At 74.0% G+C, this 19,256-nt stretch carries 20 protein-coding genes; 11 read left to right on the top strand and 9 right to left on the bottom strand.

Features of this window, described 5'->3' with window-relative positions; translation table 11 throughout:
* Positions 1-7 precede the first annotated feature (7 nt).
* The 3 genes from ASC82_RS21905 to ASC82_RS21895 are packed head-to-tail and all read right to left on the bottom strand — an operon-like array spanning position 8 to position 1,569.
* Positions 8-685: a nucleotidyltransferase domain-containing protein gene (locus tag ASC82_RS21905; protein ID WP_056650670.1), complete on the bottom strand. Its 678-nt coding sequence runs from the start codon at positions 683-685 to the stop codon at positions 8-10.
* A gap of 9 nt (positions 686-694) precedes the next feature.
* A complete protein-coding gene (locus ASC82_RS21900; protein WP_056650669.1) occupies positions 695-1,180 on the bottom strand; it encodes a Rieske (2Fe-2S) protein in 486 nt (161 codons plus the stop codon).
* Positions 1,181-1,224: 44 nt separating this feature from the next.
* Entirely contained in the window at positions 1,225-1,569 is a 345-nt protein-coding gene (locus ASC82_RS21895) for a DUF952 domain-containing protein (RefSeq protein WP_056650667.1), read from the bottom strand.
* A 98-nt stretch (positions 1,570-1,667) separates the two neighbouring features.
* On the opposite strand from ASC82_RS21895, the gene ASC82_RS21890 reads away from it, so the two are divergent.
* From ASC82_RS21890 to der, 6 genes are all read left to right on the top strand, one after another.
* Entirely contained in the window at positions 1,668-2,093 is a 426-nt protein-coding gene (locus tag ASC82_RS21890) for a YidB family protein (RefSeq protein WP_056650663.1), read from the top strand.
* Positions 2,094-2,202: 109 nt separating this feature from the next.
* Complete coding sequence (aroH, locus tag ASC82_RS21885; protein WP_056650870.1) at positions 2,203-2,565, top strand: chorismate mutase; 363 nt, start codon at positions 2,203-2,205, stop codon at positions 2,563-2,565.
* Positions 2,562-3,650 carry a prephenate dehydrogenase gene (locus tag ASC82_RS21880; protein ID WP_024761716.1) on the top strand — a complete coding sequence of 363 codons (1,089 nt, stop codon included), beginning with the start codon at positions 2,562-2,564 and terminating at the stop codon, positions 3,648-3,650. The genes aroH and ASC82_RS21880 overlap by 4 nt, the downstream gene beginning before the upstream one ends.
* A gap of 189 nt (positions 3,651-3,839) precedes the next feature.
* The gene (gene cmk, locus ASC82_RS21875; RefSeq protein ID WP_107105937.1) at positions 3,840-4,514 is read left to right on the top strand and encodes a (d)CMP kinase; all 675 of its coding nucleotides are present in this window, start codon (positions 3,840-3,842) and stop codon (positions 4,512-4,514) included.
* A 53-nt stretch (positions 4,515-4,567) separates the two neighbouring features.
* Positions 4,568-5,155, top strand: a complete 588-nt coding sequence (locus ASC82_RS21870; protein WP_056650864.1) for a lysophospholipid acyltransferase family protein — start codon at positions 4,568-4,570, stop codon at positions 5,153-5,155.
* A gap of 70 nt (positions 5,156-5,225) precedes the next feature.
* Positions 5,226-6,674 (top strand): ribosome biogenesis GTPase Der, encoded by a 1,449-nt coding sequence (gene der, locus ASC82_RS21865; protein WP_056650661.1) that lies wholly within the window; start codon positions 5,226-5,228, stop codon positions 6,672-6,674.
* A 91-nt stretch (positions 6,675-6,765) separates the two neighbouring features.
* Here the strand turns inward: der and ASC82_RS21860 are convergent, their stop codons facing one another.
* Together ASC82_RS21860 and ASC82_RS21855 are read right to left on the bottom strand one after the other, a co-directional pair.
* Positions 6,766-7,068, bottom strand: a complete 303-nt coding sequence (locus tag ASC82_RS21860) for a hypothetical protein (RefSeq protein ID WP_314617228.1) — start codon at positions 7,066-7,068, stop codon at positions 6,766-6,768.
* A gap of 341 nt (positions 7,069-7,409) precedes the next feature.
* A complete protein-coding gene (locus ASC82_RS21855; RefSeq protein WP_056650657.1) occupies positions 7,410-8,192 on the bottom strand; it encodes a hypothetical protein in 783 nt (260 codons plus the stop codon).
* Positions 8,193-8,409: 217 nt separating this feature from the next.
* Between ASC82_RS21855 and ASC82_RS21850 the strand changes: the two genes are divergently transcribed.
* Positions 8,410-9,150 carry a transglycosylase family protein gene (locus ASC82_RS21850; RefSeq protein WP_056650654.1) on the top strand — a complete coding sequence of 247 codons (741 nt, stop codon included), beginning with the start codon at positions 8,410-8,412 and terminating at the stop codon, positions 9,148-9,150.
* 2 nt (positions 9,151-9,152) lie between these two features.
* Here ASC82_RS21850 and ASC82_RS21845 read toward each other — a convergent pair whose 3' ends face one another.
* From ASC82_RS21845 to ASC82_RS21835, 3 genes are read right to left on the bottom strand one after another with little or no spacing between them, the layout of a single operon-like run.
* Positions 9,153-9,809 (bottom strand): ATP-binding cassette domain-containing protein, encoded by a 657-nt coding sequence (locus ASC82_RS21845; RefSeq protein WP_056650649.1) that lies wholly within the window; start codon positions 9,807-9,809, stop codon positions 9,153-9,155.
* On the bottom strand, positions 9,806-12,541 hold the full coding sequence (locus tag ASC82_RS21840) for an ATP-binding cassette domain-containing protein (RefSeq protein ID WP_056650646.1): 2,736 nt from the start codon (positions 12,539-12,541) through the stop codon (positions 9,806-9,808). Before ASC82_RS21840 ends, ASC82_RS21845 begins: the two co-directional genes overlap by 4 nt.
* Positions 12,529-12,927, bottom strand: a complete 399-nt coding sequence (locus tag ASC82_RS21835) for a hypothetical protein (protein ID WP_056650643.1) — start codon at positions 12,925-12,927, stop codon at positions 12,529-12,531. Before ASC82_RS21835 ends, ASC82_RS21840 begins: the two co-directional genes overlap by 13 nt.
* A 118-nt stretch (positions 12,928-13,045) precedes the next feature.
* Between ASC82_RS21835 and ASC82_RS21830 the strand changes: the two genes are divergently transcribed.
* From ASC82_RS21830 to ASC82_RS21815, 4 genes are all read left to right on the top strand, one after another.
* On the top strand, positions 13,046-13,573 hold the full coding sequence (locus ASC82_RS21830; RefSeq protein WP_056650640.1) for a hypothetical protein: 528 nt from the start codon (positions 13,046-13,048) through the stop codon (positions 13,571-13,573).
* The gene (locus ASC82_RS21825; RefSeq protein WP_056650637.1) at positions 13,551-14,843 is read left to right on the top strand and encodes an ABC transporter substrate-binding protein; all 1,293 of its coding nucleotides are present in this window, start codon (positions 13,551-13,553) and stop codon (positions 14,841-14,843) included. The genes ASC82_RS21830 and ASC82_RS21825 overlap by 23 nt, the downstream gene beginning before the upstream one ends.
* A 149-nt stretch (positions 14,844-14,992) precedes the next feature.
* Positions 14,993-16,279, top strand: coding sequence for a glycosyltransferase (locus tag ASC82_RS21820; RefSeq protein WP_056650634.1), 1,287 nt, complete (start codon positions 14,993-14,995; stop codon positions 16,277-16,279).
* Between the two features lie 98 nt (positions 16,280-16,377).
* Positions 16,378-17,376, top strand: coding sequence for a YafY family protein (locus ASC82_RS21815; RefSeq protein ID WP_056650632.1), 999 nt, complete (start codon positions 16,378-16,380; stop codon positions 17,374-17,376).
* On the opposite strand, the gene ctaD is transcribed toward ASC82_RS21815, so the two are convergent.
* Positions 17,303-19,027 carry a cytochrome c oxidase subunit I gene (gene ctaD, locus ASC82_RS21810; protein WP_056650627.1) on the bottom strand — a complete coding sequence of 575 codons (1,725 nt, stop codon included), beginning with the start codon at positions 19,025-19,027 and terminating at the stop codon, positions 17,303-17,305. The genes ASC82_RS21815 and ctaD overlap by 74 nt on opposite strands.
* Between the last annotated feature and the right edge of the window lie 229 nt (positions 19,028-19,256).

Genomic DNA, 19,256 nt, shown 5'->3' with positions numbered 1-19,256 from the left:
CGGGGCGTCAGAGGGACGCGCGGCGGGCGCGGATCAGGAAGTCCTGGACGCGGGCGTGGTCCGGGGCGGCGGGGAGCGGGCTCGTGTCGTGGGCGCGGTCCGCCTCGTCCTGGAGGCGGTTCATCCAGGACTCGACCTCCTGCCACGGCACCTCGCCCCGCTTGACGGCGAGGAGGCGGTCGCGCTCCTCGCCGACGTCGACGCGGAGCTCGCCCGTGCGGAGCAGGTCGCGGCAGCTCGTCAGCAGCCGCACGAGGTGCATCGCGTGCTTCCAGCGCGGTTGCCCGACCTGGCGGACGTCCGCGTCCAGCTTCCGGCGCTGGCCGCCGGCGTAGCGGACGAAGGTCCGGTGGGACTGCCGGGACAGGAAGGCCCCGCGCAGGGCGAGGAGTTCGCGGCCCATGTCGTCGAGGTGCTCGACGACGGGGGAGTGCAGGCACTCCAGGACGTTCGGGTTGTTGCGCAGGGCCAGCTCGCAGAAGCGTTCCAGCTCCCAGCTGAACTGGTCCTCGCCGGGGCCCTCCACATGGGCCGGGGGCTTGTCGAACCGCCAGAAGAGCGGCGTCGGGGCGAGATAGACGCCCCGCACGTCGGTGTCGCTGCCCTCGGTCGCCAGTCCGAAGGCGCGCGAGCCCATCACGCAGGAGTAGATCGTGTGATCGCGCACCAGCTCGTCCGGAGTCATGGCGAGAGGTTACGCGAGGGTGATCGATCCCTCCGAGACATTAATCTGCTCGGCCGGGAGCGGGCGGGGAGCCGGGCCCGCCACCACCGAGCCGTCGGCGATGCGGTACTTGGAGCCGTGGCAGGGACAGTCGATGGTGCCGTCCGCGACCTTGTTCACCAGGCAGCCCTGGTGGGTGCAGATCGCGGAGAAGGCCTTGAACTCCCCGGCCGCGGGCTGGGTGACGACCACCTTCTGCTCCTTGAAGACCGTGCCGCCGCCGACCGGGATCTCGGAGGTCCTGGCCAGAGCGGGAGCACCGGTCGTCGTGGCCGACGCGGCGGGCGACTCGGGCGCGGCGGATGTCGCGGGGGTGCTGGGCGCGGCCGACGTGCCGGGAGTGGCCGGGGCGCTGGTGGTCGTACCGCCGTCACCCCCGCCGTCCGAGCCGCAGCCCGTCGTCAGGGCCGCGGCGGCGAACAGGACGGTACGGCGGTTCGTGGCGCGTGGAGTCATGGCGCCAGCTTGGCGGCGCCGCGGCCAGCGGTCCCGCAACACGCCTACGGACGGGGCGTCAGCTCCCTCGCACGGCCGTCCGCGTCCCGGCGGACCTCCAGGACCGCCGTCACCGCCGCCCGCTCGATCGGTCCGTAGACGTGCGGGAAGAGCCGGCCCGCCGAGCCCTCCCAGCGGACCTCGCCGCCGAGCAGGGACTCGTCGATCACGAGGACCAGGAGCGGGCCGGGCACGGCCCGGTAGGGGCCGTCGGCGATCGCGAGGGCCGCGGGCTCGTCGGCCGAGCAGTGGACGAAGCCCTCGGCGGCGAGCGACGCCGGGGCGTAGGGGGCGGTCGGATCGGCGGGGTCGGCGGACCAGTCGGCCAGCGGTACGACGTGCAGCAGCATGCCGACTGTTCTACCGCGTCCGGTGTGTACACCGAGTGGCGGAACAGGGTGCTATGGGTGAGATTGTTCGTGTTTCGAACCGGACGAAAGGCAGAACGATGGCGGGAAACGACCTCGGCAGTCTCCTCGGTAGCCTCCTCGGAGGCGGCGGCCAGGGCGGTAGCGGCGGCGCGGGCGGCATCCTCGGCTCCCTGCTCGGCGCCCTCGGCGGCGCCAAGAGCGGCGGCGCCGACGGCGCGAACCCGCTCGGCGGACTCCTCGACATGCTCACCAAGTCCGGTCTCGTCGACCAGGCCCAGTCCTGGGTCGGCACCGGCGAGAACAAGCCCGTCAGCGGCGCCCAGATCGCCGACGCCCTCCCGGACGACACCCTCCAGAAGGTCGCCCAGGACGCCGGCGTCAGCCCGCAGGAGGCCGCCGACCGGATCGCCCAGTCCCTGCCCCAGGCCGTCGACAAGCTCACCCCGGCCGGCTCGGTGCCCCAGGGCTCCCTGGAGGACATCATCCGCCGGCAGCAGCTGTAGGGCCCGTCCCGGCGCCCGCCCTCCGTCTCGGAAGGCGGGCGCCGCGACGCACCCGCCCCACCGCTGACTAGGCTGAACGGAGCACTTGACGCAGGCGAAGGAGCACGACGTGGCGGTACGAGCGGTCCGAGGCGCCGTCCAGCTGGAGCGGGACGAGGCCGGACACATGCGCGAGCAGGTCGAGGAGCTGCTCACCACCGTCCTCGCGCGCAACGACCTCACCGCCGACGACCTCATCAGCATCTGGTTCACGGCCACGCCGGACCTGCACAGCGACTTCCCCGCCGCCGCGGCCAGGGGGATCGGGATCGTCGACGTACCCCTCATCTGCGCCCAGGAGCTCGACATAGAGGGCGCGATGCCGAGGGTCGTCCGGCTCCTCGCCCACGTCGAGACCGATCTGCCCAAGTCCCGGATCGCGCACGTCTACCTCGGTGCCGCGGCCGCCCTGCGCAAGGACATCGCCCAGTGAGAACAGCGCTCGTGATCGGCACCGGACTGATCGGCACCTCCGCCGCGATCGCCCTGGCGGGCCGGGGCGTCACGGTCCACCTCCGCGACCACGACCCGGCGCGCGCCCGGACGGCCGCCGCGCTCGGCGCGGGCACCGACGAGGCGCCCGAGGGCCGCGTGGACCTCGCGATCGTCGCCGTACCCCCGGCGCACGTGGCCGCGACCCTCGCCGAGGCGATGTCCGCCGGACTCGCCCGCGGCTACCTCGACGTGGCGAGCGTCAAGGGCGGCCCGAAGCGGGAGCTGGAGGCGCTGGGCCTCGACCTCACCGCGTACATCGGTTCGCACCCGATGTCCGGCAAGGAGCGCTCGGGCCCCCTCGCGGCGACCGCCGACCTCTTCGAGGGGCGGCCGTGGGTCCTCACGCCGACCCGGGACACCGACACCGAGGTCCTGAACCTCGCCCTGGAGCTCGTCGCCCTCTGCCGCGCCGTGCCCGTCGTCATGGACGCCGACGCCCACGACCGGGCCGTCGCCCTCGTCTCCCACACCCCGCAGCTGGTGTCGTCGATGGTCGCCGCCCGCCTGGAGGAGGCCGACGAGTCGGCCGTACGCCTCTGCGGGCAGGGCATCCGCGACGTCACGCGGATCGCCGCCTCCGACCCGCGCATGTGGGTCGAGATCCTCTCCGCCAACCCGGGCCCCGTCGCCGACGTCCTCTCCGGCGTCGCCGCCGACCTCGACGAGACGGTCCGCGCCCTGCGCTCCCTGCAGTCCGCCGACGAGGACAAGCGCCGGGACGGCGCCTCGGGCGTCGAGGACGTCCTGCGCCGCGGGAACGCCGGCCGCTCCCGCGTCCCCGGCAAGCACGGCGCCGCCCCCACGGCCTACGAGACCGTCGCCGTCCTCATCAGCGACCAGCCGGGCGAGCTGGCCCGGATCTTCGCCGACGCGGGCCGCGCGGGCGTCAACATCGAGGACGTCCGCATCGAGCACGCGACCGGGCAGCAGGCCGGCCTGGTCCAGCTCATGGTCGACCCCGCGGCCGCCCCGGCCCTGGGCGCGGCCCTCCAGGAACGCGGCTGGGCGCTGCGGACCGGCTGACGGAGCCGACGGGGGCCGCGGACGAGCCGACGGGCGCCCGCCGAGCACCTCCTGCGGGGGCCTCGTCAGGGCCCCGCAGGAGGTCCGGCACGGGCTGGGCCGAACGGGTGCGTGGGACTCGGTAACCTTGTGGGGGCCCCTTGCATCTCCGCCGAGGCCCTATCGCTCCCCCAGGAAGGTGTTCCCACCGTGGAATCCGTGATCGTCGCCATCGACGGGCCGTCCGGCACGGGCAAGTCGAGCACCTCCAAGGCGGTCGCCGCCAAGCTGGGGCTGAGCTACCTCGACACCGGCGCCCAGTACCGGGCGATCACCTGGTGGATGATCAGCAACGGCGTCGACGTGACCGACGCCGAGGCCGTCGCCAACGCCGCCGCCAAGCCGGTCATCGTCTCCGGCACCGACCCGAGCCGCCCCACGATCACCGTCGACGGTGCCGACGCGGCCGGCCCCATCCGTACCGAAGAGGTCACCTCCAAGGTCAGCGCCGTCAGCGCCGTCCCGGAGGTGCGGGCGCTCATCACCGAGCTCCAGCGGTCCATCGCGAAGGGCGCCGAGCACGGCATCGTCGTCGAGGGCCGGGACATCGGTACCACCGTCCTGCCGGACGCCGACCTGAAGATCTTCCTCACCGCCTCGCCCGAGGCCCGTGCCGCCCGCCGCTCCGGCGAGCTCAAGGGCGCCGACGTGCACGCGACGAAGGAAGCCCTGATCAAGCGGGACGCGGCCGACTCCAGCCGCAAGACCTCCCCGCTCGCGAAGGCCGGCGACGCCGTCGAGGTCGACACCACCGACCTCACCCTGGACCAGGTCATCGAGTGCGTCGTCACCCTGGTGGAGGAGAAGAGGGCGGGCGCCAAGTGACCCTGCCCTCCGCGAAGGGCGCCGTCGTCGGTCGCCGCATCGGCATCGGCCTGATGTACGGCTTCTGGAAGCCGCGCGTCCTCGGCGCCTGGCGGGTGCCGGCCTCCGGCCCCGCCATCCTCGCCGTCAACCACGCGCACAACATCGACGGCCCCATGCTCATGGGCACCGCACCCCGCCCGGTGCACTTCCTCATCAAGAAGGAAGCCTTCGTCGGGCCCCTCGGGCCCTTCCTGGAGGGCATCGGGCAGGTCAAGGTCGACCGCGACAGCACCGACCGGAACGCGATAGGCAACGCCCTGGGCGTCCTGGAGCAGGGCGGCGTCCTCGGGATCTTCCCCGAGGGCACCCGCGGCGAGGGCGACTTCGCCTCGCTGCGCGCCGGCCTCGCCTACTTCGCCGTCCGCAGCGGCGCGCCGATCGTCCCGGTCGCCGTCCTGGGAAGCACCGAGCGCCGCGGACGGTTGATCAAGGCGCTGCCGCCGCTGCGCGGCCGTGTCGACGTCGTCTTCGGCGACGCCTTCGAAGCGGGGGACGGCTCCGGCCGGCGCACCCGCAAGGCGCTCGACGAGGCCACCGTACGGATCCAGGGGCAGCTCACCGCTCACCTGGAAAACGCCAGGCGCCTCACCGGGCGCTGAGCGAGACTTTCAGTAGTGGGCCCCGCGGCTCGGGGACCCACCGACCACGAATGATCAAGGAACGGACTTCATGAACGACCAGCACGACCACGGGGCACTTGGCGACGCCGAGTACGCGGAGTTCATGGAGCTCGCCTCGGAAGAAGGCTTCGACGCCGAAGAGGTCGAGGGCGCGATCGAGGAGGCCGGCCACGGCCCCCTCCCCGTCCTCGCCGTCGTCGGCCGCCCGAACGTCGGCAAGTCGACCCTGGTGAACCGCATCATCGGTCGCCGCGAGGCCGTCGTCGAGGACAAGCCGGGCGTCACCCGCGACCGCGTCACGTACGAGGCCGAATGGGCCGGCCGCCGCTTCAAGGTCGTCGACACCGGCGGCTGGGAGCAGGACGTCCTCGGCATCGACGCCTCCGTCGCCGCCCAGGCCGAGTTCGCCATCGAGGCCGCCGACGCCTGCCTCTTCGTCGTGGACGCCACCGTCGGCGCCACCGACACCGACGAAGCCGTCGTCAAGCTGCTCCGCCGCGCCGGCAAGCCGGTCGTCCTCGCCGCCAACAAGGTCGACGGCCAGTCCGGCGAGGCCGACGCCGCCACGCTCTGGTCCCTGGGCCTCGGCGAGCCGTTCCCCGTCTCCTCGCTGCACGGCCGCGGCACCGGCGACCTCCTCGACGAGGTCCTGAAGAAGCTGCCCGAGGCCCCCGAGCAGCGCTTCGGCAACGCCGTCGGCGGCCCGCGCCGCATCGCCCTCATCGGCCGTCCGAACGTCGGCAAGTCCTCGCTGCTCAACAAGGTGGCGAACGAGGACCGCGTGGTCGTCAACGAGCTGGCCGGCACCACCCGCGACCCGGTCGACGAGCTCATCGAGCTCGGCGGCGTGACGTGGAAGTTCGTCGACACCGCGGGCATCCGCAAGAAGGTCCACCTCCAGTCGGGCGCGGACTACTACGCCTCCCTGCGGACCGCCGCCGCCATCGAGAAGGCGGAGGTGGCCGTCATCCTCATCGACACCACCGACAAGATCTCGGTCCAGGACCAGCGCATCATCACGATGGCGGTCGAGTCGGGCCGCGCCATCGTCATCGCCTACAACAAGTGGGACGAGCTCGACGAGGAGCGCCGCTACTACCTCGAGCGCGAGATCGAGACCGAGATGCAGCAGGTCGAGTGGGCGCCGCGGGTCAACGTCTCCGCCAAGACCGGCCGCCACATGGAGAAGCTGGTCCCGGCCATCGAGACCGCCCTCGCCGGCTGGGAGACCCGCGTCCCCACCGGCCGGCTCAACGCCTTCCTCGGTGAGATCGTCGCGGCCCACCCGCACCCGATCCGCGGCGGCAAGCAGCCCCGCATCCTCTTCGGCACGCAGGCCGGCACCAAGCCGCCGCGCTTCGTGCTCTTCGCCTCGGGCTTCCTGGAGGCCGGCTACCGGCGCTTCATCGAGCGCCGTCTGCGCGAGGAGTTCGGCTTCGACGGCACCCCGATCCACATCTCGGTGCGCGTGCGCGAGAAGCGCGGCCGCAAGAAGTAGTCGGCAGCGCGGTACGACACGGCCGAGGGCCGGGGCGACGAGCCCCGGCCCTCGGCCGTGTCACAGGTGTCCGCTGCGGTGTCCGCCGTCCTCAGAAGCCCCGGCGGGGACCCGGCGGGAGCGCCGCCGGGGTGTGGTGCTGCTGCGCGGGCCACACCGGGGGATACGCGGAGGTGTACCGCTGCCCGCCGCCGTATCCCTGGCCGGCCCCGTATCCCTGGCCGTTTCCGTACAGACCCGTGCTCGCGGTCGTGCCGAAGGCCCGGAAGACCACGTCCTCCTCGCCGCTGCGGTCACCCGGCAGCGTGCGGAACGACCGGCGGAACTCCGAGAACAGGGCGTCGTAGATCGGCGTGGCCGACTGGCCCGCCGATCCGTCCTGCGCCGGGCGCATGGCGGGGATCTGGCTCGGATGCGGCTGGAGGAAAGGGTCGTATGGGTGCACGTACGTGCCAACGACCCCGCCGCCGGTCGGATGCGGGCGGCTCTCCGAAAGAGACGCCCGCCGCGGGCGCGGCACGGTGGGGACTTCCGGTCCCGCCGTGCCTCCCACGACCCGCGCGGCGGCCGTCCCCGGCCGGGCGCCCGGCGACGGCGGACCGACGGGCGCCGCCGGTCCGCCGTGCTCCGCCGGTCCGCTCAGGCCGCCGGGCTCGCCCGGTCCCGCGGGCGCGGGACGTCCCGCCCGTACCCCCGGGGTCCGCGCGGGCCCTATGCCTGGCCGGCCGTCGTCCATCAGGTGCCGGCCAGCGGCATCGCGGCCGCCACCAGGCGTCCGTTCGCCGCGGCCTTCTCCAGGGCGTCGCGCAGCAAGTCCTCTCGCGGCTGCTGGCCGATGGAGCCCACCGGCGCGGCGAAGACCAGGACCGTGTGCGACTTGTTGGCCGCCGCACGCCAGCCCTCGGTGACCTGGAGCGGCTGGTGCGCCTGCCACCAGGCGGCCTGGCCGGCGCCGTTCGGCCCCGGCTGGAGGACGGAGTGCAGCTGGCCCATGGCGACCAGGACCGACCAGCCCGGCAGCACCGCGGGCTTCTCGCCGAGGTCGTTGACGGGCCGGAAGCCCTGCTCCGCGAGGAGCGGCAGGAACTCGTCGACGAGGCCGTCCGTGCCCGGGCGGGCCACGGGGGCGGTCGGCTCCACGACCAGCGCCGGGTGCAGCTCGCCCTCGATCAGGACGAGACCGCTGGTGACGCCGAGCACGGCTTGCTCGGGGTGGGCGGCGGACAGCGCGTCGGCGGCGTCCGACGCCGTGATCGAGGCGACGGCGCCCTGGAGCTGCGCCTCGGCGACCTTGACGACCTGCGACGGGATGCAGCTGGCGTGGGCGAACGCGAGAACCGCGGTCTCCTCACCGACGAACAGCACCGTGCTGGTGCGCTCCTGCTCGGAGTCCCCCGGCGTGCGGCAGGAGGTGCAGTCGTAGCTGCCCGGGGCGTTGTCGCCGGCAAGCAGCCGGTCGGCTTCTTCGTCGCCGATCTCGGCGCGTACGTCCTCGCTGACGTCGAGCATGCGCGGCACGGGGGGCTCCCTGGACTCGGTACGGGGGGACGCCGGGCCGATCCCGGGCGTCTCATGCCGAGTTCAACGGGTCAGGATCGGCCGGGGTCACGCGTGGAAGCGAGGCAACTTGCCAGTGGTGTGTGCGGCGGGGCCCGTGCCTCCGACCGGGTGGGGTGTGAACAGTGTTCCGCGCGGCACGGGCCGGGGGTGCCGCGAGGCTGCCTAGCCTGCCCCGATGTCGAAGATCCGATTTTGGACGGCCGGCTCCGTGGCGGCCGCGGCGGCGGCGCTGATCACCCTGACGCCGGTGTCCGCGCAGGCGCGTGACGCGTCCGAGGGACCGTGGGAGACCGCCGTCGCGCCGGTGGCCGGGGCGACGGCGGGGGCGATGTCCGGGGTGGCGGCGGGAGCGGCGGCCGGAGCGGCGGCCGGGACGGGTGCCGGAGTGGGGGTCCCGGGGACGGTTTCCGGGGCGGGTGTCCCGGAGACGGTTTCCGGGGCGCTGGCCGCCTCCGCCGACGCCGTGCGCGCGGCGGCCGCGGTGCCCGGATACGCCTGCGCCGTCGACCAATGGCCGTGGGGATGCGTCGCCGAGTGCGAGAGCAGCGGCCGCTGGCACATCAACACCGGCAACGGCTTCTACGGCGGGCTCCAGTTCTGGCAGCCCACCTGGGTCGAGCACGGCGGAACGAAGTTCGCCCCGCGCGCCGACCTGGCCACCCGCCCGCAGCAGATCACCATCGCCGAGGAGGTCCTCCGCACCCAGGGCTGGGGCGCCTGGCCCGTCTGCTCCAAGCGGTACGGGCTGAGCGGTCGCGTCCACACCGTCCAGCCCGGCGACTCGCTCGGCTCGATCGCCCGCCGCTTCGCCGTCAAGGGCGGCTGGCAGGCGCTCTACGCGGCGAACCGGAGCCTCATCGGGCCCGACCCGAACCGGATCGTCGTCGGCACGATGCTGCGGATCGCGCCGCTCTGACGTCACGCCGTGGGGCCCGGGGCGAACTCGGACAGCTCTCCGCAGGCCGCGCGGGAGCCGCGCCGCAGCTCGTGGACGAGCGAGCCGCGCGGCAGCCCGTCCGGCACCCGCTGCTCGGCGAGGACCACGGCCGCCCCGTGCTCCACGGCGAGCGCCGCGAGGAGCCCGTACGTACGGGCCGCGACCGGCGGGGCCATGCCGAGCGACGGCTCGTCGACCAGCACCACCCGCGCGGGCCCCAGCAGGGCACGGGACAGGGCCAGCATCCGGCGCTCCCCGCCGGAGAGGGTCCCGGCGGCCCGGGACAGCAGCGGTACGAGCTCGGGGTACGGGGCGGGGGCGCCCGGCGCGGTGAGCGCGAGGTTCTCCGCGACGGTCAGCCCCTCGTACACCGCGCGCAGATCCGGTACGAAGCACAGCCCGCGGCGCGCCCGCTCGTGCGGCGGCAGCCGGGTCACGTCGGCGCCGCGCCACAGCACCCGGCCGGAGGAGAGCCGCACCGTGCCGGCGAGGGCCCGCAGGGCCGTGGTGCGGCCCGCGCCGTTCCGCCCCAGGAGCACGGTGACGGTGCCGGCCGGCACGGGCAGGTCGAGGCCGTGCAGGGCCTCCAGGGGGCCGTAGCGGACCCGGCCCGCGCGCAGCTCCATCTCGACGCTCATGGCAGGATCCGGCCGCCTTCCATCGTGTGCACGGTGTGGGCGATCCCGGCGACGAGATCCGGGTCGTGCTCGACGACGAGGACCGTCAGGCCGTCGGCGGCGAGCGCGGCGAGGATCCGGGCGAGCGCGGCGGTCTCGTCGGCGTCCAGGCCGGCGGCGGGTTCGTCGAGGAGGAGCGTGTGCGGCCGCCCCGCGAGCGCGCGGGCCAGCTCGACGCGGCGCAGCGTCCCGGTGGGCAGGTCGGCGGCGGCGCGGTGCCGTACGGGGCCGGCGAGGCCGAAGAGGCGCAGGCTCCGCTCGACGGCTGCCGGGTCGCCCCGGACCCGGCCCTGCTCCGCGCCGAGGCGGACGTTCTCCTCGACGGAGAGCGACGGGAACACGGCGAGCCGCTGGAAGGTCCGCGCGATCCCGAGCCGCGTCCGGGCGTGCGCCGGGCGGGACGTGATGTCGGTGCCGCCGAGCGTGATCAGGCCCTGGTGCCGGCGGGGGTGGAGGGTCCCGGCGAGACAGTCGAAGAGGGTGCTCTTGCCGGCGCCGTTGGGACCGACGAGGGCGGTGATGCGGGCGGGGGCGAGGGTGATCGTGACGTGGGAGAGGGCGGTGATCCCTCCGGGGTAGGTGAGGGTGAGGTCGTCCGCGCGGAGTTCCGGGGCGGGGGGCGTGGGGGGCGCGGGTGCGTGGCCCGGTGCGGGCCGGTGGGGGTGCGCCCGACCTCCGGTCGGCCTGGGGTTCCCACTCGCACCGCCCGTGCGGGTGGTCGACAGAGGTGCGGGTTTGCCCGTGGGCGGTGGGGCGCCGTCGGCGGGCGGCGGGCCGTGGGGGTGCGTCCGGCTTGCGGTCGGGTTGGGGTTTCGAGCCGCACCGCCGGTGCGGGTGGGTGGGAGAGGTGCGGGCCTGCCCGTGGGATGTTGCGGGCCGTCGGCGGCTGTGGGGCCGTGGGGGTGTGGCTCGCCCGGCGGGGTGGGGGGCTTGGGGCTTGGGGTCAGCCAGGTCGTCAGTGGGGGGAGGTGGCCTGTTTGGGTGGCCAGTAGGCCTATCAGGGCTGCTGCCGTGCCTGCTTGGGGGCCTGCGTCCAGGGTGATCAGGAGGGCGGCGGCCGCCAGGGGCGTGAGGAGGCTGTCGGCGCCCAGGACCAGGACGGCGGCGAACCAGAGCAGGCCGCGTATCGGGTCGTACGCCTCCGGGTCGAAGGCGCGCAGGCCCATGCCCAGGAGGCCGCCGCCCAGGGCCGCCAGGGCCGCGCCCAGGACGAAGGCGAGGAGCTTGAGGCCGGGGACCGGGACGCCCGACGCCTCCGCGCCCGGTTCGTGGTCCCGCAGCGCGGCGAGCGCGCGGCCCGTGCGGCCCCGGCGCAGCGCCGCGACCAGGGCCAGGCAGCCGGCCAGGAGCAGCAGTTCGAGGGCGTAGTAGGCGCGGTCGTCGGTGAAGCCCGCGGGGCGGCCCAGGGACAGGCCGGCCGTCGCGTACGGCTGGGTGAGGACGAAGCGGCTCACCGCCACCCCGGTGGCCAGGGTGGCCAGGGCGAGGGCCAGGCCGTGGCGCCGGATCGCCGGCCAGGCCGTCACCAGGCCCACCACCGCCACCATCGGGACCGCGAGTCCCAGGGCCAGGAGGGTGGGGACGCCTGCCGTCGCCAGGAGAGCGGTCAGCAGGGCGCCCAGGCCCGCGTACGCCGCCTGGCCCAGGGCGATCTGGCCGCCCCGGCCCGCCACCACGACGAGGGACAGCAGGATCACGGCCAGCGCCGGGACCTGCACCGCCGTGTGCAGGTCCGAGCCCGCGAAGCCGAGGGGGAGGAGGAGCAGGATGCCGGTGACCAGCCAGACGGGGGTGGGGACGCGGGAGGCGCGGGGCGGCGGGGGCAGGGCGTCGCGGCCCTTGCCGCCCACGCCCGGCAGGACCAGCGCCGCCACCAGGAGCGCCACCACGAACAGGTTCGCCCCGAGCGCCTGCACCAGCGGCCCCGCCCAGCCCTCCGGGTGCAGCCGGGTCAGCTGTGCCTGGGCCACCCCGATCGCGATCGCGGCCGCCACCGCGACCGGCAGCGAGCGCATCCGGGCGATCACCGCGACCGCGATCACCTCGATGACGAGCAGCGGCATCCCGTAGGGGTCGAGCCGTACGTACGGGGCGAGGAGCACGCCCGTGAGCCCGGCGGTGAACGAGCCGAACGCCCACCCCGCCGCCGCCACCCGGTCCGCGTCGACCCCCGACAGGACGGCGAGCGGACGGTTGTCCACCACCGCCCGCAGCTCCCGGCCGAACCGGGTCCAGCGGGTCACCGCCGCCACCAGGCAGGCCAGCGCCACCACCGCCGCCAGCTGCGTCCACGGGTCGTCCCCGAGCAGCACCGGCGCGTCGTCCCGCGCCCCGCCGCCCCACAGCAGCGCCGCCCCGCCGACGAGCAGCACGAAGACGCCGATCGAGGCCACCAGGGTCTGGGCGGGGTTCGAGCCGAGGAGGGCGAGGGGACGGAAGACGCCGCGGTCGAGGATCAGGCCGAGGCCGGGGGCGACGACCAGGAGCGTGACGAGGGCGCCCAGGGGCAGCGGCCAGCCCCACACGACGACCAGCTGCCGCAGGACGTACGCGCAGATCATGGCGACGGCGCCGTGCGCCAGGTTCAGCACCCCCGTCGCCCGGTAGGTGACGATCAGGCCGATCCCGGTGAGCGCGGCGGCGCTGCCGACCGCGAGGCCGGCGAGGGTCAGCTCGTACGTCAGGGAGGCCATGGCTCACATACCGGGCAGGGCTCCAGGGGCGCGTCCCCCGCCTCCGTGGCCTCCGGCTTTCCCGCCACCAGCGGGCAGTCCGGGCGGTGGGCCAGGGTCCCGCCGGGGACCCGGAGGGGCGGGCCGTCCGAGGAGGGCGGGGGAGTCTCCTCCTGCTCCGGCGGGCTCGCCTCCGGAGGGCGTACGGGCACCAGCAGCGCCGCCGCGACGAGCACCGCGCCCGCCACGATCAGCGCCGCCCCCGGCACCGTGCACGAGGCCAGATACGGCAGCTGCCGCTCGGCGAAGCGCTCGCCGGAGATCCCGTACCAGCCGAGGACGCACAGCACCGCGCCCGCGGCGGCCGCCGCGACACCGCCCCAGAGCAGGATCCGGGATCTCGGCACGGGCCTCCTTCGATTCGCTTCCCCTTCGGCTCTTCCTTTCCTTGCACTATGCCCCGGTTCGCCCCACCCTGGAAGCAGCAGACCGTCCGGTCTGGAGAGACACCCGGTGGTGAGCCACATGGTCCTCGCACGACTCGGCGGACGCCCCCGGCTCGCCGCCCTCGCGGCCGTCGCCGTCCTGGCCTTCGTGCCCGCCGTCGCGGGCTGCTCGGACGACGGGACGAGCGGCAACCAGGGCTACGAGACACCCCCGCCCGCGACGACCGCCCAGCCGCCGGGGGACGGCGAACCCGCCGACCCGGCCGCAGCCGAGGCGGAGATCACCAAGAACTGGACGACGTTCTTCGATCCGAAGGCCACCGCGGCCGAGAAGGTGAAGGTCCTGGAGAACGGCGCCGCGATGCAGCCGGTCCTCGCCGCCTTCGCCGGCAACGAGAACGCGGCCGCGACCTCGGCGAAGGTCACGGGCGTGGAGTTCACCTCGGCCACCGAAGCCAACGTCACCTACGACCTGCTCGTCGGCGGGGCCCCCGCCCTGCCCGACTCCCAGGGCACCTCGATCCTCCAGGACGGCACCTGGAAGGTCTCCGTGAAGACCCTCTGCGGCCTGGTCGAGCTGAGCGGTGTCACCGTTCCGGGCTGCTGAAGCGGTCGCGGCGCTGCTCCTGGCCGTGTTGCTCACGCTCCTCGTGGGATGCGGCAGCCGGCTCCCGGAGCGCGCCTTCGAGACGCGGCCCACCGCCAACCCCTCCGGCGGTGAGCCGCTCCGCGTCGGGATCATCACCAGCGCCACGAGCCCCGTCGGCGGGCAGGCCTTCACCGGGCCGCGCGACGGCGCCCGCGCCTACTTCGACGCGCTCAACGCCCGCGGCGGCCTCGACGGGCGCCGGGTCGAGGTCGAGACCTGCGACGACGGCGGCAGCGGCGTCGGCAACAACACCTGCGTGCACCGGCTGATCGACGAGCGCCACGTCTTCGCCCTCGTCGCGACCACCGCCCTGAACTACGCGGGTGCGCCCCTCGTCGCCAAGGCGGGCGTCCCCGACATCGGCGGCCAGCCCCTCACCCCCGCCTACGACACCTACCCCCACCTCTACGGCATCTACGGCAGCTCCGCCCCGCGCACCGGCGGGAAGCCCGGCTGGGACGGGACGCTGTACGGCGGGACCGAGGTCTACCGCTGGTTCGAGCGGGAGAAGGGGGCGCGGACCGCCGCCGTCGTCTCGTACAACCAGGCCGCGTCCGCCGCGTACGCCCGGCTGGTCTCCGACGGGCTCCGCGCCGAGGGCTACGAGGTCGTCGACGAGCAGGTCGACTTCGCCCTGCCCAACTTCCGCGCGGTCGCGGCCGATCTGCGGGACCGGAAGGTCGACCTCCTCTTCGACGCGATGGACACCCACGGGAACGTGCGGCTGTGCGAGGCGATGGAGGCGCTCGGGGTCCGCGTCGACGCCAAGGTCACCAACGTGCAGAACTGGTCCTCCTCCGTCGCCCGCGACTACGCCCGCGCCCCCGGCTGCCTGAACTCCCTGTGGGTGACCGGGTCCAGCCGCAACCACCAGGACACCGGCGATCCCGCGGTCCGCGAGTTCCGCGCGGCCATGGGGCAACGGCCGCTGTCCCAGTGGCAGTTGGAGGGGTGGGCGGCGGCGATGTGGTTCACCGACGCGGCCCGCTCCTGCCTCGCGGGGGCCGGGCTCACCCGTGGGTGCGTCGAGGAGTTCCTGAACCGTCCGGAGCCGTACACCGCGCGCGGACTGCTGCTGCCCGTCCGCTTCGAGCGCCTCGCGCGGCCGCCCGAGACCCGTCACACCTGTCTGTCCGTGGCCCGTTGGGAGGACGGCCGGGGCTGGGTGGGCCAGGGCGACATGACGGAGAACTGCGCCACCGTGCCCCAACTCGGCTATCGCCCGTGAACCGCCGCCCGTGCCCCTGGCCCGCGAGGCCTCGCCCGTGGGGCCTCGCTCTCGGGACATTGCCGGTCAAACGGGCGTCCGTCCCGGCAGTACAGTCGGCGCGACCGACCGACCGACAGCCTGACTGACCGGGGGGAACCGGCAGCCCGATGCGCATCTCCTTTCTGCTTCACAACGGTTACCACTACGGCGGCACGATCCGGGCGACGTTCACGCTCGCCGAGGAACTGGCCAGGCGCCACGAGGTCGAGATCGTCTCGGTGTTCCGCCACCGCGACCGGCCGGTCCTCGGACTCCCCGCGGACGTGACGCTGCGTCACCTCGTCGACCTGCGGGAGGACAGCCCCGGATACGACGGGGACCACCCCGACCTCCACCGGCCCGCCGAGGTCTTCCCGCGCGGCGACGGCCGCTGGAAGCAGTACAGCGCGCTCACCGACGCCCGGATCGGGGAGTACCTGCGCGGGGTCGCGGCCGACGTCCTCGTCGGCACCCGCCCGGGGCTCAACGTGCACCTCGCCCGGCAGGCCCGGCGGGGGCCGGTCCTCGTCGGCCAGGAGCACCTGGTCCTCGCCGGTCACAGCCGCCGGCTCCGGTGGGACATCGGCCACGAGTACCGCCTCCTCGACGCCGTCACGACGGTCACCGAGGCCGACGCCCGCGCCTACCGGCGGATGGGGCTGCCCGGCGTACGGATCGAGGCCGTGCCCAACGGCGTGCCCGCGCCCGCGCTGCCGCCCGCCGACCCGGCGGCGAGGACCGTCGTGGCGGCGGGCCGGCTCACCCGTGTGAAGCGGTACGACGTGCTCGTCGACGCCTTCGCGGAGGTGGCCACCGACCACCCGGACTGGACGCTGCGGATCTACGGCACCGGGGACGCGGCCGAGGACCTCACGGCCCCGCTGGCCCGGCGGATCGCCGACCACGGGCTCGGCGGGCAGGTCTTCCTCATGGGCGCCGTCGAGGCGATGGAACCGGAGTGGGTCAAGGGCTCGATCGCGGCGGTGACCTCGCAGCGGGAGTCCTTCGGGCTGACGATCGTGGAGGCGATGCGCTGCGGGCTGCCGGTGGTGGCGACCGACTGCCCGAACGGACCGCGCGAGATCATCCAGGACGGGGTCGACGGGCGGCTCGTGCCGGTCGACGACGTGGCCGCGGTGGCGGCGGCGCTGCGCGGGCTCGTCGAGGACGACGAACTGCGCGCGAAGACCGCGCGGGCGGCGCTCGCCTCCTCGGAACGCTTCGACCCCGTCCGGATCGCCGCCCGGCACGAGGCGCTCTGGACGGAGCTCGTCGACCGGGGCGCGAGCCGGCGCGTCCACTCGGCGGGGCGCGCCCGGCGGCACCACGAGATCGGCCGGGCCGTCGACGCGGTCTACGTCCTGAAGGCGAAGGCGGGCCGGCTGGTCCGCGGCCTGCTCGGCCGTTTCCGCTGACGTCTTCATCCCGACGTCTTCATCTGAGGTCTTCATCGCGTCGGACCGCGGTGGCATCGAGGACCGTAGGTGTCCGCGATGGCTGGCAGACTCGGGGCATGTTGGAGACCTCCGCACGGCTGCTGCGTCTGCTCTCGCTGCTCCAGGCCCACCGGGAGTGGTCCGGTGCCGATCTCGCCGACCGGCTCGGGGTGACCTCGCGCACGGTACGACGGGACGTCGACCGGCTGCGCGAGCTCGGCTACCCCGTGCACGCCAGCCCCGGCACCGGCGGCGGCTATCAGCTCGGGGCCGGGGCCGAGCTGCCGCCGCTGCTCCTCGACGACGAGGAGGCCGTGGCGGTCGCGGTCGGCCTGCGCACCGCCGCGGGCCAGGGCGTCGAGGGCATCGGCGAGACGTCCGTACGCGCCCTCGCCAAGCTGGAGCAGGTCCTGCCGGCGCGGCTGCGGCGGCGGGTGGGCGCGCTCACCGACTTCACGGTGCCCATGCTCCGTACGCCCCGGGAACGGGTCGACCCGGAGGTGCTCACCGAGCTGGCCAACGCCTGCCGGGACAGCGAGCGGCTCCGCTTCGCCTACCGCGACCACGGCGGCACCGCCACCCGCAGGACCGTCGAACCGCACCGGCTCGTCTGCACCGAGCGGCGCTGGTACCTGGTCGCCTGGGACGTGGACCGCGGCGACTGGCGGACCTTCCGGGCCGACCGCATCGAGCCCAAGCCGCCGCACGGGCCGCGCTTCCCGCCCCGCGAGCCGCCGGCCGAGGACCTCGCCGCGTACGTGTCGAAGGGGGTGTCCGGTTCGGCGTACGCGACGGAGGTCACCGTCCGGCTGTTCGTGCCGCCGGCCGAGGCCGCCGCGATCGTCGGTCCGATGGACGGGGTCCTGGAGCCCGAGGGCGAGGCGAGCTGTCTGCTGCGGGCGGGGGCGCACAACCTCCAGGTCGCGGTGGTGCACGTGGTGCTCATGGGGATCGATTTCGAGGTGGTCGATCCGCCGGAGCTGACGGAACGGGTCCGCGACCTCAGGGACCGGTTGTCCCGCGCTCTCGATCGGACGACGGGGGAGAGGGCAGGGGAGACGGCGGCGGGCTCGTGATCCGCATCCGCTCGTAGGCCGCGTACTCGGGGTGGCGCAGGTCGAAGGCGGGCGACTCGGAGCGGATCTTCGGCACGGCGTCGAAGTTGTGCCGGGGCGGCGGGCACGAGGTCGCCCACTCCAGCGAGCGGCCGAAGCCCCACGGGTCGTCCACGTCGACCTTCGCGCCGTACCGGTGGGTCCACCAGACGTTGTAGAGGAACGGCAGCGTGGACGCACCGAGCAGGAAGGCGCCGATCGTCGACACCGTGTTGAGGGCGGTGAAGCCGTCCGCGGCCAGGTAGTCGGCGTACCGCCGGGGCATGCCCTCCGCGCCGAGCCAGTGCTGCACCAGGAACGTCAGGTGGAAGCCGACGAAGAGGGTCCAGAAGTGCATCTTCCCGAGCCGCTCGTCGAGCATCCGGCCGGTGAACTTGGGCCACCAGAAGTAGAAGCCGGCGAAGGTCGCGAAGACGACGGTGCCGAAGACCGTGTAGTGGAAGTGGGCCACGACGAAGTACGAGTCGGTGACCTGGAAGTCCATCGGCGGCGAGGCCAGGATCACCCCGGTGAGCCCGCCGAAGAGGAACGACACCAGGAAGCCGACCGACCACAGCATGGGCGTCTCGAAGGAGAGCGAGCCCCGCAGCATCGTCCCGGTCCAGTTGAAGAACTTCACCCCGGTCGGCACCGCGATCAGGAACGACAGGAGCGAGAAGAACGGCAGCAGCACCGCGCCCGTGGCGAACATGTGGTGGGCCCAGACCACCACCGACAGGCCGGTGATCGCCATGGTGGCGGCGACGAGCGTCGCGTAGCCGAAGATCGGCTTGCGGGCGAAGACCGGGATGATCTCGCTGACGATCCCGAAGAACGGCAGCGCGATGATGTAGACCTCGGGGTGGCCGAAGAACCAGAAGAGGTGCTGCCACAGCAGCGCCCCGCCGTTCTCGGGCTGGAAGACCACGGAGCCCAGGCGCCGGTCCGCCTCCAGGACGAGCAGCGCCGCCGCGAGCACCGGGAAGGCGACGATCACCAGGACCGCGGTGAAGAGGATGTTCCAGGTGAAGATCGGCATCCGGAACATGGTCATGCCGGGCGCCCGCATCCCGACGATGGTCGCGAGGAAGTTCACCGAGGTGAGGATCGTGCCGAAGCCCGAGAGCGCGAGCCCCATGATCCACAGGTCGACGCCGACGCCCGGCGACCGCTCCAGGCTGTTGAGCGGGGCGTAGCCGGTCCAGCCGAAGGCGGCGGGGCCGCTCGGGGTGAGCAGCGAGCCGATCACCATCAGGCCGCCGAAGAGGAACAGCCAGTACGAGAACATGTTCAGCCGCGGGAAGGCGACGTCGGGGGCGCCGATCTGCAACGGCACCAGCTCGTTGGCGAAGCCGGCGAAGGTGGGCGTGGCGAAGAGCAGCAGCATGATCGTGCCGTGCAGCGTGAAGGCCTGGTTGAACTCCATGTTCGACACGAGCTGGAGCCCCGGGCGGGCCAGCTCGGCCCGCATCAGCATCGCCATGAGCCCGGCCAGCAGGAAGAAGACGAACGAGGTGACCAGGTAGAGGTGACCGATCTTCTTGTGGTCGGTCGTGGTGATCCAGTCGATCAGGATGCGGCCCTGCCGCTGCCGGGCCGATTCGACGGTCGCGGTCGCTGTCTCGGTGCCCATCGTGCCTCCGCCTCGCCCCCGGGGCGTGTCCTGCTCGCCGGGCGTCCGGACATGATGCGCGCGGCGGGGCGGCGGGAGAGGGAGGCGGAGGGACCACTGCTCCGGTCGGCCGACACTTCCCCGGCGCGGTCGGCGTAAGCATTGTGTAAGGGAAGCGTGAGGGCGGCGCGTGTACGGCCGGGGGTAATTCACCGTGCCACGCGTGGGGAACAGGGAATTCCGCGGGACT

This window comes from Streptomyces sp. Root431 (assembly GCF_001426585.1).
Classification (GTDB): domain Bacteria; phylum Actinomycetota; class Actinomycetes; order Streptomycetales; family Streptomycetaceae; genus Streptomyces; species Streptomyces stackebrandtii.
This window is presented reverse-complemented; position numbering and strand designations above follow the sequence as displayed.